Genomic DNA, 14669 nt, shown 5'->3' on the forward strand with positions numbered 1-14669 from the left:
GATGATTGCTAAGACGGTACTGGCGGCAAAGAATCAGACTGGTGCCTTTCAGCATATCATGTTACATCAAAAATAAGGAGAGATAAAAATGGAAGATGCAGGACTGTTGCTTATTCGTATTATAATTGGTGTGGTGTTTCTGTTTTATGGATCACAAAAGTTATTCGGCTGGTTTGGCGGATACGGGATTAAAGGAACCGGACAATGGTTCGAGTCAATTGGGGTTAAACCAGGTAACGTCGCGGCCGCTTTATCAGGTCTTGGGGAATTAGTAAGCGGAATTCTATTTATTTTAGGTGTATTTCTCCCGCTTGGAGCTGCTATCATAACGATTATTATGTTAGGTGCCATCGTAAAAGTCCATGGAGCGAAAGGATTTGCAAATGGCGCCGGCGGTTTTGAATATAACGCAGTGCTGATTGCAGTCTCCATTGGGGTTGCACTCATCGGTTCAGGGGCTTACGCTTTGCATTTTTAATATACAAGTATTTAAGAACAGTTACTGCTCGCCAGTAACTGTTCTTTTGTTTTGAGATTTTTGAGCATAACTTGCGGGTACTCTGCAAAGCAAAAAAGCGGATATTATAAATATAAATGTGTATAGTGAATGATACGCGTATAATGAGCTTGGTCATGAAAGGCAGACCAATTTGAAGGGGGAATTTGATGAAAGAGATGACAAAATTACATTCATTGGATTCTATAGAGAATTTTATCAAACAGCACCAATTCAGTTTTCTCTACATTTCAAGGCCCGGCTGTACAGTATGTCATGCTGTTCTGCCGCAGCTCAGAATATTATTGGAGCAGTTTCCAAACATCAAATTGGGGTATATCAATGCTGACGCTGTAGAGGAGGTTGCCGGCAGATTTTCAGTCTTCACTGTCCCTGTGCTTCTTTTGTTCATTGATGGGACTGAGTTTCTGAGAGAAGCCCGTTTTGTTCATTTTGAACAGCTCGAAGAAAGGCTGAAAAGGGTTTATCAGTTATATCAAGATGAATAAAGTGTTTATACCTTTCAAATAAAAAGCCCCCTTTTAAGGGGCTTTTTGTCATAGAAAGGGACAACGTCATGCCGTCCCCCATGCTTGTTTTAAAAGCTGGACGCCATGTGTTATGTCATCAAAGCCAAGATGTCCGAAACCCAATTTAATCAGCGGATGATCAGAAGCGTTGTTTACAAAATAGAGCGCGGTAGGATAGACTTTTACTCCGTATTCCAAAGCACGCTGAATCAGCGATTCTTCTGAACAATTCTCATGAACCTTTACTAATATGTATAACCCGGACTGTTCACCTATTACGGATACATGATGTCCGAACTGATGCTTCACACTTGCAGCCAAGTGCTGCATTTTGCGTTTGTAGACAACGCGCATTCGTTTGATATGACGGGTCCATTCTCCTTCTTTCATAAACTCTGCCATGGTGAGCTGGCTCAGCAAAGAAGCGGTGCTTTCGAATTGATGAAATCGATGCTGATAGCGCTGTAAAATGGGCTCCGGCAGCACCATATAGCAGAGGCGAATGCCTGGGAGAAAAGATTTTGAGAAATTCCCCAGATAAATGACTCTTTGTGAATGAATAGAGGCCAGTGCAGGGAAGGGCTGCTGTGTGTAACGGAATTCACTGTCATAATCATCTTCAAGAATATACCCGTCTTTTTTAGCCGCCCAATGAATCAGTGCTTGCCGCTCCTGAATAGACATGCTTACCCCATAAGGGCTGTGGTGAGAGGGTGTTACATAGATTAATCTTTCATTCATTTGATGTAATGCTGAAAAATCGGCGCCTGTCTCATAAACAGGCAGCGTTTCGAGAGTAAAACCTTGCATCTGAAAAGCTTCTCGTGCCCCAACATATCCAGGATCCTCTACGATGATGCCGGAAAAATCATTTTTTAAAATCTGTCCAAGATAAATAAGCATTTGCTGTGTGCTGCTGCCAATCATAATCGAATTTGCATCTGTTTTTACGCCGCGGGATTCTAACAGGTATGCCGCGATTTGTTCACGAAGGCGTTTTTCCCCGAATGGTTCCCCGTATAGATAGCTCTTCTCTAAAGTCAGCATTTGATTCGACAGCCTTCTCCATATTTTAAGCGGGAAATGAGTTTGATCTACAGCGCCCGGACGAAAATCAATGAGAGCTTGCAGAGGTGTTTCTGTTTGCTTGTTTTGAGAAAGCGTCTCTTTCCCCTGAAATAAAAGAGGCTCGATTTCATTTGCAAAATAACCTTTTCTTCTTTCTCCTCGAATGTAGCCTTCCGCTATCAGCTGATCATATGCCATCAAAGTTGTATTGCGGCTCACCTGCAAAGAATGGGCGAGCTCACGAATGGAGGGCAATTGTTCATTCGCTTCTATATGCCCCTGTTCAATTAATGATTTAAACTGCTCATAAATTTGTATGTATTTAGGACGATCATGATGAAAAGCAAAAATCATATTTTTCACTGCTTTCACCTCTGACATGCATATTTGTTTAAAACTGTACCTTTGAAAATGTCAGTTAGTATCATATTATACCTTATAAATAACTGATCATGGAGACAGTTTCCTGTTCGACAGTGATCGGCTTAATCAGAAGGGAGATTGGTTTATGTTTATTCCTGCCCCATTTAAACTTAACGAATCAGACGCTTATGATGTCATCCGGGAAAATGGTTTTGCGACGTTGTTCTCGATGCATGAAGGCATGCCGTTTGCAACCCATTTGCCGCTGCTGATAAGTGATGACAAAGCCTGCTTATACGGTCATTTTGCTTTGCAGAATCCTCAATGGAAGGACATCGTCGGCCAATCCGTTTTGGCTGTTTTTCATGGTCCCCATTGCTATATCTCGCCATCGTGGTATGAGACGAATAAAGCCGTCCCGACATGGAATTACGTTACGGTCCACGTTTATGGAGAAGTAGAGCTTTTAGAGAATGAAAAAGAATTAGCAGACTCTATGAAAGACTTGGTATTGAAGTATGAAAGCCCGGATAGCTCATACAAACTAGAAGATGTCGATCCTGCATTTTTGGCGGGCATGAACAAAGGAGTGAAAGGGGTCAAAATCAAAATCAGCAAAATAGAGGGGAAAGCGAAGCTGAGTCAAAATCATTCACTGCTACGGCAAACGTTAGTGATGAATCAGCTTAATCAGATCCCGCATACCGATGAACAGAAAATCTCCGGTTTGATGAAGGAAAATATCAATAAAAAAGAAAGAGAAGGCGTCTCAGGGAAATAGCCTGTTAAGACAAATTAAAGGATTGTATCGGTCATGAACTTTTCAATAAAAAGGAGCTTTCTGAAATTGAGCTGGAGCGAATGGATCAATATTTTCTGTATCATAGCATGAGGATCAATCATGGGATATCAATGATTGACCCACTAGCATATCAGTATTCCTCACTTCATCATAATGCAGTGCAAAACCCCTGAATAAAGGAAGTTGGTAAACACGATCAGTTTGAAATTCATTGACATAAAAGCCAACGGCATGAAATAATACTCACAAGTAACATTACTTGTGAGTATCTTTTTGTAGGGGATGATCCTAATTGAGAAGCAAAAAAGGACGTAAAGGGGAAGAAAGCCGGAAACGATTACTCAAAGCTGCTGCTAATGAATTTTCGATTCGGGGATTCCATGAGACGAAGGTAAGTGAAATTGTGAAAAGAGCCGGACTGACGCAGCCTTCTTTTTATCTGTACTTTCAAAGCAAAGAAGCCATTTTTGAGGAGTTAATCACCGATTTTTACTCTCGTGTAAGAAAGCTGACAGCGTCACTTCTTCTGGAAAACGGATTAAATACGAATGATGTATCAAAGCGGGTGCTGTCTGCTGTGGAAACTGTTTTTCAATTTCTGGCTGAGGACAAGGATTTAACCAAGATCGGCTTTTTTCTTAACCCAGAAGCGAAACAAATGAAAAAAGACTTGGCGATGGGTTTGAAAGAGAACTTAGAAGCAGAACAGCGGCATGGTTATTTTCGTTCTGACCTGGATATGGAAACGGTCGCTGAGTGTTTGATCGGCATGATCGAACATTTAACCGATTCATTTTTGTTAACCGGAATCAAAGATCCGGCAAGCCTCGCAGCACAGGTTGTGAATCTTTTAATATACGGGATGCTTCCGAAAGGGAGTGACGTAAGATGATATCTATTATTATGAAGGCCAGTTTGGCAGCTTTTATGCTCGCGGGAGGCATCATAAAGGTGTTCCGCGCTCCCTTTCAAGTTGAGCATTGGCGGCATTATCAATATCCATTATGGTTTCTGACTGTTACTGGCATTCTTGAAATAGCCGGGGCACTTGCTATGACAGCGGGAATTTGGAATCGGTATGCAGCGTTTGGGGCAGGTGTGTTGTTTGTCGTTCTCATGGCGGGAGCAGTTCATGCACACGTTTTTCGAGCACGCCAATCGGTCCTCATGACGATCCCTGCGATGATCTGTTTGATTGTTTCTATCATTATAATCATTTGGGAGTCCACGTAAGCTATTTACTTAACAAACCAATTTGCAGGAGATCTCCTCCTCTTATCGAATAATAGAAACAGGTATAAACCGAATAATAGAAATAGATCTTCATTTGTACGTTATTCGTCCGGCACCGGCTGGACTTTTTTTCATAAAGGAGGAATGCAGGATGGCGTTAACTTTGGAAGACATGAGTATGGAGGAGTTCGAAGCATTTCGCGGGATGTCCGTGCAAAATTATGCGAAACAAAACATACAATCGGGAACTTGGACGGAAAAAGAGGCGCTTGAGAAATCGGAGCAGGCATATGAGAACATGATTCCGAATGGACGAAACAGCAGCAATCATTTCTTTTGGAACATCACAAATGAACAAGGGGAAAGGATGGGCTGGCTCTGGCTGTATGCTGATCCGCTTCATCCGCAAAAGGAAGCGTTTATCTATTCCTTTGGATTGTATGAAGCCTTTCGCGGTAAAGGGCTGGCTCAATTGGCGCTTCAAAGTCTGGATGAAAGAGCAAGAGAGCTTGGTGCGGAAAGACTTGCTCTCCATGTGTTTGCGCATAACGAGACAGCCGTCTATCTTTATCAGAAGATGGGATATGCCATGACCAATATACGTATGCGGAAACAGCTGTGCTGATAATAGCTGCTTACTTAAGCGGTTTCCCAAACACAATATGCCAATGTAAATGTGGTAAGCCCCTAAGTTGGTGATCACACGGCATGCGCCCTTTTCTTCCATCACCATGGAAGCGACTTTTGATTCGCACCCATTAATTCAAGAAGCAAGTCATGGTCGTTCTCTTCCAGGGTGATCATGAGGAGATATGTTTCTTCGGGACAATATGGACTGGATAAAAAGGGTTTGTATGATAGTAAGCCAATACGTTATCTGCCTCTAATACCTTATTTGCTTCGTTTTGCCGCTAAATACTTCATCACAGTAAAAGTCTTCAGTCATATGATCCATCCTCACTTTGTTTCATTTACTCTTCTGCTTTTCTTCATTACCTCCCTTCTATATATGAGAAGTTTCCATTTGAACCATCAGGGGCCGCACACCCTTGGTATTTTTTTGCCCCTGAACCCTTAGTCATTGCAGGCTTGATCGACGGCTAAAGGATAGGTCTGCTTTAAACACAGCAAAAAAAGATTGACCTTAAATAATGTAAGGGGTTACAATTGAAAGCAATTAGGAAAGACTTTCCCTATCTTGAATGTGTTTTATAAATATTTTAGGGGTTATTTTTTATTATGTAATGATATTTAAGAGAAAGACTTTCCTTATTTTCGCAGAATGGGAGTGGTACTGATGGGAAATGTACAGGTTGGGCTATTAGGTGCGGGACGGATGGGAGCTTTTCACGGAGAAAGTATTGCGTTCCGTGTGAAAGGAGCAGATTTGTATGCAGTTGCAGATCCGGTTCCGGGGAATGCAGAAGCATTTGCAAAAGCAATCGGCTCAAATATTAAAGCGTTTACAGATCCGTTAGATATGCTGGAGCATCCTGATATTGATGCGGTCATCATTGCTTCGCCGGCAAGGACGCATGCCGCAAACATTATTGCAGCGGCAAAGAAGGGGAAAGCTGTATTTTGTGAGAAACCGATGGCTGTCACGCTGGAAGAAGCGGATGAAGTCATAAGGATAGTAAATGAAGAGTCTATTCCGCTTCAAATCGGTTTTAACAGACGTTTTGCTAAAGGCTTTCGCAGTGCGTATGAGGAAATCCGTGCAGGAAAAATTGGCACGCCTCAGTTAATGCGTTCCATCACAAGAGACCCGGCACTCGGCGATCCGACACCAATTCCACAATGGACGATCTTCTTAGAGACGCTGATTCATGACTTTGATACGTTACTCTACCTCAATCCAAATGCGAAGCCGATTGAAGTCTATGCCGCGGCTGATGCGCTTGTCAGACCTGATTTTAAAGACAAAGGATTTTTGGATACTGCAGTTGTCACGATCAAATTTGATAACGGAGCGATTGCAACGGCGGAAGCGAACTTCCAAGCCGTTTATGGATATGATGTCCGCGGAGAAGTGTTCGGATCTGAAGGCATGCTGACCATCGGAGATATCCGCCATACAAACATGACAAGGTATAACAAAGACGGAGTCAGCTACAACACGATTCGCTACGATCAGGACTTATTATTTGATGCTTATGTTGATGAGTTACAATCATTTGTGGATGCCGTTCGAAATCATAAGCCAACCTTAGTTACAGGCGAAGATGCGCGTGCAGCACTTGCTATTGCCGCAGCTTGTATAGAATCTTGCAAAACGAAGCAGCCTGTCACATTAAAAGACGGAGTGCCGCAAACGGTTTGAGTTTTTGATAGAAGAAGCACCTTTTTAAAAAGAAATTCTGGTAAGCATTCGTTTATACTAGAGAGGATCTATTTTATAAAGGTGGCCTTCTTAATGAAAACAACCATTTATGATGTTGCTAAGGAAGCAAACGTTTCAATCTCTACCGTTTCAAAGGTTCTTAATAATACCGGCAATATAAGCGAAAAAACGAAAAATAGAATTTGGAAAGTGATTGAGGAGCTTCAATATCAGCCAAGTGTTGTGACTTCAGCGAGAAAAATGATGAAGACCATCGGGCTGCTCATTCCTGACATCGCCAATCCGTTTATGGCCGAACTGGCCAGAGCTGTGGAGGACAGCGGCCGTAAAAAGGACTTCAGTGTCATCATATGCAGTACGGACAATAATTCGCTGAGAGAAGAAGAATATATTACCATGCTGAAGCAAAAGCATGTAGACGGCATTATTGTGGCGACGGGTCTCAAAAACAGTCAGGCGATACGCGAACTGATTGAAAGCGACATGCCGGTTGTCATGCTGTCGAGAGATATACCGCATCTGCCTGTAGACACTGTAGTGGCGGATGATTTTAAAGGGGGATACGAGGCAGCTGTCCATTTAGCCCAATTAGGGCATACAAATATAGCTGTCATAGCAGAAAAGATTAACAATACATCAATCAAAAATCGTGTCATTGGCTTTAAAGAAGGACTGCAGGTTTCAGGAATCCAAATTGATGAATCAGCTATTCTGGACTGTCCATATGACTTGTCAGCCAGTAAAGACATCAGTTTAAAGCTGCTTAATCAAAAACATAGGCCGACGGCTGTCTTTGTGACGACTGAGCTGCTTGCTTTAGGCGTTTTGCAGGCTGCAAGGCAGCTTCATATTTCTATTCCTTCATCCCTTTCTCTAATTGGGTTTGACAACAGCGTCCTTGCAAAGATCAGTGATCCCCAATTGACGACTATCGCACAGCCGACTGAAGAAATGGGAGAAAAGGCAATTGAACTGCTGATGGACGGCATGGCCAATTCAAAACAAAAGAAAGTGATACAGCGCGTGATGCTGTCTCCTTCATTAATAGTGCGGGATTCAACGGCGTCACTGTTATGACCCTTTTGGTATTTTGGGGGATCTTTCTCTTAAACGAAGGGATCTCCCTTACTTAAACGTTAAATACAATCAGTCGGAGGTGTCTTGATGACATCCAAAAAGGTCTATATCAGTTTTATTTATTTTTTCGGCGCATTAGGAGGTTTGCTGTTCGGGTACGATACGGGTGTAATATCCGGCGCGTTGCTGTTTATTAGAGAAGACATGGAGCTGACTCCATTTTTAGAAGGATTGGTTGTCAGCGGAGTACTGATTGGCGCTTTAGCCGGAGCAGCCTTTTGCGGAAGATTTTCCGACCGCTATGGCAGGAAAAAAACAATCATCTGGCTCGGTGTGCTTTTTACAATTGGAGCCATTGGAACAGGCTTGGCTCATAATATCGGAATATTATTACTATTCAGAATAGAATTAGGTGTAGCGGTTGGAGGAGCTTCGGCAATTGTTCCTTTGTATCTGTCAGAAATGGCGCCTGCCGCGATCAGAGGCAGAATCGCTTCATTGAATACATTGATGAATTCTTTCGGGATTCTCATGGCGTATATTGTAAACTTTGTTTTTTCATCTTCCGGCAGGTGGGATTTGATGCTCGTATTAGCAGTGATTCCCTCCGTCATTCTCATGGCCGGCATGTTTTTTATGCCTGAAAGCCCGCGGTGGGTGCTGCAGAAAAGAAGTGAGGATGAAGCGCGCCATATTTTGCTTCTGACTAGAGATCCGAAAACAATCGATGCTGAGATCCGCAGTATGAAGGAGATCAAGACGGAAGAGCGTGTTTCAATATCAACATTATTATCTCCGGCAATCAGGCCGATCTTATTTATCGGTATTGGGATCGCCATCTTTCAGCAAGTGATAGGCACGAATACGATTATTTATTATACACCGACCATCTTAGAAAATGCGGGATTCGGCGCTGCCAGTGCCATTGCAGGAACCATAGGCATCGGCATTATCAATGTCTTATTTACGATCATTGGCTTGCTGCTGATTGATAGGATAGGGCGAAGAAATCTTATGCTGATCGGCAATGTCGGAATGTCTTTGGCACTTGGTATTTTGGGTGTCAGTACGCTATTCTTTCATGCACCCGGGTGGCTGCTGTTATCCTGCTTATGCTTGTTTATGGTAGCGTATTCAGCGAGCTGGGGAATGGTCGTTTGGGTAGTGCTGGCTGAAATTTTCCCGTTACAGATCAGGGGGACGGCGCTGGGAATCGCAAGTACCTGTCTGTGGCTGGCGAATATTGCAGTGTCGCTGTCCTTTCCGCTGCTTTTAAATCTGATCGGTACAGGTTCTTTATTTCTCATGTACGGCGCCATTGGCGTTCTTGCCTTTCTCTTTGTTTATCAATATGTGCCGGAGACTAAAGGCAAATCATTGGAACAGATTGAAGGAGAAATCATGTCAAAGAATACAGCTTCATCTTTCTAAAAGGGGGATTTCAATATGGGAAGAGAATATGGGTTATGCTTATGGACTTTCGGCAGCATTCCATTTGAACAAAAATGCCGGCTGGCTGCAGAAATCGGAGTAGATGGGGTTGAGGTCGAAGGGGATATTTCGCTGAATCCGAAAGACATTGCCGAAACATTGGCTGCTCATCAAGTAAAGGTTTTATCGGTAACGCCAAGGAATGTGGATATTTCAAGTGCGAATGAAGAAGTTCGGTCAAAGGCTGTACAGTATTTCTTGGATTTACTAGATTGGGCTGTGGATGCAGGCGCCCCCCGTATCTGTCTTCACGGCGATGTCGGTAAAGTGAGAGGGAGCGGTGATGATGCGCGGGATTGGAGTTTATTGGTCGAAGGCGCTAAAAAAATCATGGCCAAAGCGGAGGAATTACAGATTCAGGTCGTATTCGAAGTATTAAACCGGTACGAAAATCATCAAGTGGTCACTGGCAAAGAAGCGTTACAATTCATACGTGATGTCAATAGCCCCAATCTCGAAGTTCTTCTCGATGCGTATCATATGAACATAGAAGAAGCTGATCCTGTGAAGGCCATTAAATTGGCAGGTCAGAAACTCGGAGTCTATCACGTGGCCGATTCAAATCGCCAGGCGATCGGAAACGGCCATGCGAATCTCAAAGAGCAAATCGAAGCGCTCAATTTTATCGGTTATAAAGGCCCGATTATTATGGAGATGGTGGCGGCTGGACCGGATCCGTTTACTCCGATTAAAGGAAATGCCTATTTGGAAGTAGTGGCAGGGTATTATAAGTCATCATTAGAGACATTAAGGTCGTGGGAAGGCTTGAAAATATAAAGAAAAAAGGACAACGGCTGTTGTCCTTTTTAATAAAAATCAACATATTGCCTTGCGTTAACTTAGGCATTCTGACGACCAGTACTCCATTCGTGTAGGTTGCTTTTACGCCTTCGTGAGAAACAGCTGCCGGCAGTGTCACGGTTCTGTGGAAGCTGCCCGCGTAACGTTCTTTTCGATCCCGGGAATATCGGAATGTAGCCACCACTTCATTTTTAGTTTGGTGTACATCCACTTTTATGCTGCCTAGAACCTCCTGTGTGTCTATTTCGTTTGTCAAAATTATTTGCTTTTTTGTGTTCTATATTGTTTTAGAGGTCCTCACGGCTTCAATCCAGCTCTTTAATCCGTTTCGTAAGCTCATTGAAAGCCTGATCCAGCTCCTTGTACCCTTTATCATTTGGCATCATAAAACTGAGCTTTCCCAGTACTTCTTGTCTCTCTGTCTCAAGCTTTAAACGAAGCTCCTCCCGCTCATTTCTTTCTGTTGGAACGTCATTCAATTGCTTTTCGATGCCATTGTCCGAGATGACGAGTTTACTGTTTGTTGTTTTTTCGAGAAAGTATCGGTCATGTGAAACCGCCAGCAATGTACCGCTGTATTGTGACAGTGTTTCTTCCAGCTGTTCGCGTGACGGCAGATCGAGATGGTTTGTCGGCTCATCTAAAATCAGCACGTCTTTTTCCTCCAGAATATATGCCATCAGCTTGCACTTTACACGCTCACCCATACTCATATGCTTGATCGGCTCAGTCCATTGGGAAGCTGTAAAACCCAAGTGCCTCATCAGGCTTTGAACATGCCCTCTTGCTTTGTATGTTTCATTATCAAATAACTCTTCCGGTGTTTGTTCTAAAGGCAAATCAAACACTTCCTGCGTTAAATAGCCGATATTTGCGGACGGCGACACCCATACACTTCCCTCAGCTGTTTCCTGTCCCAGAATGATTTTCAGTAATGTCGTTTTTCCGCTGCCATTGGGGCCTATGATCGCAACCTTTTCGCCATGCTGAATCGTAAAGTTTGCGTTTTTAAAGAGGGTTCTTTCGCCAAAAGCCTTCGTTATATGCTGAACTTCTAAAAAACGTTTTCCTGTTTTTTTGGTTGTGTCAATTGAAAAGTGTACAGTGTATTCCGGCTTAACGGGTTCCGCCTTTGCTTTTTCCAGTTCTTTTTCAAGCCGCTTCTGCTTGGATTTAATTTGGGCATCCGTACGCTTCGCTTTTACACGGTGATATTCTTTAAACCCTTCCTTTTTCGTCGATTGGTCATGGGCTTTTTTCGACCATGAAGCAAGCTCATTCATTTGTGCTTCAATCCGTTCAACCATTTTTTGCTGCTTTTCATATTCACGCTGCTGGGCGAGTCTTTTCTTTTCACGGAACTTCATATATCCAGAGTAATTCCCTTTGAATTCGATCAGCGTTTGGTCTTCAAGCGACCATATTTTTGTGGCAGCTTCGTCTAAAAAATATCGATCGTGAGAAACGAGAATCACAGTGCCTCTATAACTTTTCAGCTGTTGAATGAGAAACTGCAGGCTACTTTCATCAAGGTGGTTTGTCGGTTCATCTAACAGTAAAAGATCTGCATCCTCCGACAGTCCTTTCGCCAGCCGCGCTTTCAGTTTTTCACCGCCGCTTAACTGTTGGAAATCACGGACGGGCACACGCCATTTCTCCAATAATTTCTTTTCGGCAGGCGTCTGATCCGCGAAGGAATACGACGCGGTTTCCTGTTCAACCATCGTCATTTTTATATCCTGCCGAAGGATTTGTCCCTGTGCAGGGGCTAAGTCATTGTGTATGAGGTGCAGCAGCGTAGATTTCCCAGCGCCGTTTTTGCCGATAATCCCAATGATATCTCCTTGCTGAACACTTGCATTTACGTTTTTAAAAACAGTCAGATCCTTCACTTCATAACTGACGTTTGTTAATGTTACGATCTCTTTCATCCATATCCCTCGCTTTAAAGGGAGAATAAAAAAATCCTCCCAAAATGTGTTGGAAGGATTAGCCGCGCCTGTGCATGATCAAATAAGCTATTTTTCACAAATAGCAGTGTCGTATATATAGAAAATGGGCAGACTAATCCTATTTTTTCTGATTTGAAATATTGATTTCAAACGGTAAAAATAAGATTAGTTAATCATTGTCCACCCATCATCCCTTCTTGTTTTGATTACAAATACTATAGCATACCTTCAAATTCGAAAGCAAAGGTCATTTTCATCAAAAAAACTCCTGCTCTCATTTCTGAGGCAGGAGCTGCGAATCTTATTGATGCTTCGCTTTTCTTACTTTATAAATCACAATCAGCAAAATAAACCAAACCGGTGTAACGAATAGCGAAACTCTGGTATCCTCAGCCAATGCCAGCACAACAAGGATAAACGCCAGAAACGCAAGAATCAGGTAATTTGTAAACGGATAAAGCGGAAGCTTAAACTTATTTGTTTTTGCTAGTTCAGGTCTTGTTTTCCGGTATTTCATATGGCAGATGACCGTAATACCCCAAATATAGATAAAGCATAAGGTTGAAATGCTTGTGATCAGGGTGAATACGCCTTCTGGCATGATGTAGTTTAACGTGACACCGATTAAAATCACGATAGCCGAAAAGAACAATGCATTTCTAGGTACTTTACGCGGAGTCAGTTTCGCCATTGATTCAGGCGCATTGTTATCTTTCGCCAGGGAATAGACCATACGGCTTGTACTGAATACAGCGCTGTTGCATGCTGAAGCAGCGGATGTCAATACAACAAAGTTGATAATGCTTGCTGCCCCGACGATGCCCACCGCGACAAATACTTGTACGAATGGGCTCTCGCTAGGATTGACGACATCCCAAGGATAGATGCTCATAATCACAAGAAGAGCACCAATATAGAAAAGCAGCACCCGGACAGGGATATTGTTGATCGCTTTAGGAATTACTTTTTCAGGGTTTTCTGTTTCACCGGCTGTAAGTCCGACCAGCTCAATGCCGACAAAGGCAAACACAACCATCTGGAACGAGAGGATAAACCCGTGCATGCCATTCGGGAACATGCCTCCGTGGCTCCAGAGATTTGTGAAACTGGAGACCCCTGAGCTTGTGGAAAAACCTTTGAAAATCATCACAAGGCCAATGACGATCAGGGCCAAAATGGCAATGACTTTAATTAAAGCAAACCAAAATTCTAATTCTCCAAAAAGCTTGACGGTTGCCAGGTTCATAATCAGTAAAATAATCAGAGCGATTAAGCCGGGCACCCATTGCGGCACACCTGGGAGCCAATATTGGGTGTAAAGCCCGACGGCTGTCAGATCAGCCATCGCAATGGAAATCCAGCAGAACCAATATGTCCAGCCGGTGATAAAGGCTGCCATATCGCCTAAATAGTCTTGCACAAAATCAACAAAAGAGTGATAGTTCAAATTCGATAACAACAGTTCACCCAGAGATCTCATAATTAAAAAGCAAATGATCCCCGTGATCATGTAAGCAAATAAAATCGACGGTCCAGCAAAATGAATCGATTTTCCAGAGCCGAGAAATAAGCCTGTCCCAATGGCTCCGCCGATGGCGATGAGCTGGATATGCCTGTTTTTCAAGCCTCTCTCCAATTTTTGCTGATTTATATTGTCTTTCGTCATGTCGTCTGTCACTTTGTGTGTTCCTCCATTGAAAAATGTTTATTGAGTCAGCAATATGTTTTTAATGATTATTATAACACTAAAATTTCTATCTTTTTTACTATAAAGGATATATGAAAAGAAATTTTAATGTGATTTGGACTATTTCTCATAAAAAAAGCGGCTCCATTTAGGGAGCCGCTTTTTCTTATGCCATTTCTGTTTTTTTTATATACAGGTAGAGCCCGTAATCTGTCGGAGCTGATGCATATCCTGCCTGCCGCAGCATTGCCGTGATATTGCCGCGGTGGTATGTCCCGTGATTGACAACGTGGGGAACCAGTTCAGAAACAGTCGTTTTCATGATTCCGCCAGAGGGGTTTTGAATCTGGAGGGGCTTATTGAGCTGTTCTTTTTGCTTTAAAAATAATGTATAGCGCTCAGATAACGTTAGAAACAGGGCTTCCATTTCCCCCATTTCTTTTGCCTCTGTCTGTTCTTTAAGCTGTTCAGCTAACGCCATAGCATCACTCAAGCTTTTGCCGGAAAACACTTCAATCCAGCCTAAATCAGAAAGATAAACATGAGACAGCACATGGGATATCGACGGAAACACACTTTGCATGTCTTGGCGATATACCTCTTTTGGAAGCTCTTTTAATCGGCTGAATATTTGCTGATTGGCCCAGACGTTATATTCATACAATTTTAATGAAAAATCTGACATGTTAATTTACCCCTTTCGCGTTTATAACTTCTATTGTACACGAACGGGTGTTCTTTGTGGAGGTTCGTGAATAAAATATGTTGACAGACATAGTTTAGGGGAATAAACTAATTGACATTGATCATAAAGTTTACAGGGGT

Annotated in this window: 14 protein-coding genes and 2 pseudogenes; 10 read left to right on the top strand and 6 right to left on the bottom strand. The window is 42.7% G+C overall.

The features are described 5' to 3' along the window. The first annotated feature begins 88 nt into the window (after positions 1-88). Complete coding sequence (locus M1M80_RS03080; protein WP_060398017.1) at positions 89-478, top strand: DoxX family protein; 390 nt, start codon at positions 89-91, stop codon at positions 476-478. Between the two features lie 188 nt (positions 479-666). Then, positions 667-1005, top strand: a complete 339-nt coding sequence (locus tag M1M80_RS03085; protein ID WP_060398018.1) for a thioredoxin family protein — start codon at positions 667-669, stop codon at positions 1003-1005. A 66-nt stretch (positions 1006-1071) separates the two neighbouring features. Here M1M80_RS03085 and pdxR read toward each other — a convergent pair whose 3' ends face one another. After that, a complete protein-coding gene (pdxR, locus tag M1M80_RS03090) occupies positions 1072-2457 on the bottom strand; it encodes a MocR-like pyridoxine biosynthesis transcription factor PdxR (protein WP_060398019.1) in 1386 nt (461 codons plus the stop codon). A 145-nt stretch (positions 2458-2602) separates the two neighbouring features. Between pdxR and M1M80_RS03095 the strand changes: the two genes are divergently transcribed. From M1M80_RS03095 to M1M80_RS03110, 4 genes are all read left to right on the top strand, one after another. Next, the gene (locus M1M80_RS03095) at positions 2603-3238 is read left to right on the top strand and encodes an FMN-binding negative transcriptional regulator (RefSeq protein WP_060398020.1); all 636 of its coding nucleotides are present in this window, start codon (positions 2603-2605) and stop codon (positions 3236-3238) included. Positions 3239-3551: 313 nt separating this feature from the next. Next, entirely contained in the window at positions 3552-4151 is a 600-nt protein-coding gene (locus tag M1M80_RS03100) for a TetR/AcrR family transcriptional regulator (RefSeq protein ID WP_060398021.1), read from the top strand. Next, positions 4148-4492 carry a DoxX family protein gene (locus M1M80_RS03105; protein ID WP_003240587.1) on the top strand — a complete coding sequence of 115 codons (345 nt, stop codon included), beginning with the start codon at positions 4148-4150 and terminating at the stop codon, positions 4490-4492. The genes M1M80_RS03100 and M1M80_RS03105 overlap by 4 nt, the downstream gene beginning before the upstream one ends. A gap of 151 nt (positions 4493-4643) precedes the next feature. Beyond that, a complete protein-coding gene (locus M1M80_RS03110) occupies positions 4644-5117 on the top strand; it encodes a GNAT family N-acetyltransferase (protein ID WP_060398022.1) in 474 nt (157 codons plus the stop codon). A gap of 10 nt (positions 5118-5127) precedes the next feature. Here the strand turns inward: M1M80_RS03110 and M1M80_RS03115 are convergent. Beyond that, positions 5128-5438 (bottom strand): annotated as a pseudogene (locus M1M80_RS03115) (HIT domain-containing protein). 351 nt (positions 5439-5789) lie between these two features. On the opposite strand from M1M80_RS03115, the gene M1M80_RS03120 reads away from it, so the two are divergent. The 4 genes from M1M80_RS03120 to M1M80_RS03135 all read left to right on the top strand — a co-directional run bounded on the left by M1M80_RS03120 (position 5790) and on the right by M1M80_RS03135 (position 10181). Further along, positions 5790-6815 (top strand): Gfo/Idh/MocA family oxidoreductase, encoded by a 1026-nt coding sequence (locus M1M80_RS03120; protein ID WP_019257606.1) that lies wholly within the window; start codon positions 5790-5792, stop codon positions 6813-6815. 93 nt (positions 6816-6908) lie between these two features. Continuing rightward, positions 6909-7913 (top strand): LacI family DNA-binding transcriptional regulator, encoded by a 1005-nt coding sequence (locus M1M80_RS03125; protein ID WP_003240593.1) that lies wholly within the window; start codon positions 6909-6911, stop codon positions 7911-7913. Between the two features lie 87 nt (positions 7914-8000). Beyond that, complete coding sequence (locus M1M80_RS03130; RefSeq protein ID WP_060398023.1) at positions 8001-9344, top strand: sugar porter family MFS transporter; 1344 nt, start codon at positions 8001-8003, stop codon at positions 9342-9344. 15 nt (positions 9345-9359) lie between these two features. Continuing rightward, positions 9360-10181 (top strand): sugar phosphate isomerase/epimerase family protein, encoded by an 822-nt coding sequence (locus tag M1M80_RS03135; RefSeq protein WP_060398024.1) that lies wholly within the window; start codon positions 9360-9362, stop codon positions 10179-10181. A 58-nt stretch (positions 10182-10239) separates the two neighbouring features. Here M1M80_RS03135 and M1M80_RS21600 read toward each other — a convergent pair. The 4 genes and pseudogenes from M1M80_RS21600 to dinB form a co-directional block, all read right to left on the bottom strand. Next, a pseudogene (locus tag M1M80_RS21600) lies at positions 10240-10362 on the bottom strand (Hsp20/alpha crystallin family protein); the annotation flags it as partial. Positions 10363-10510: 148 nt separating this feature from the next. Beyond that, a complete protein-coding gene (vmlR, locus tag M1M80_RS03145) occupies positions 10511-12136 on the bottom strand; it encodes an ABC-F type ribosomal protection protein VmlR (RefSeq protein ID WP_060398025.1) in 1626 nt (541 codons plus the stop codon). Between the two features lie 322 nt (positions 12137-12458). Beyond that, a complete protein-coding gene (locus M1M80_RS03150; RefSeq protein WP_060398026.1) occupies positions 12459-13835 on the bottom strand; it encodes an amino acid permease in 1377 nt (458 codons plus the stop codon). A 175-nt stretch (positions 13836-14010) separates the two neighbouring features. Next, the gene (gene dinB, locus M1M80_RS03155; protein WP_060398027.1) at positions 14011-14529 is read right to left on the bottom strand and encodes a damage-inducible protein DinB; all 519 of its coding nucleotides are present in this window, start codon (positions 14527-14529) and stop codon (positions 14011-14013) included. Positions 14530-14669 lie beyond the last annotated feature (140 nt).

This window comes from Bacillus inaquosorum, assembly GCF_023238325.1.
Lineage (GTDB): Bacteria > Bacillota > Bacilli > Bacillales > Bacillaceae > Bacillus > Bacillus inaquosorum.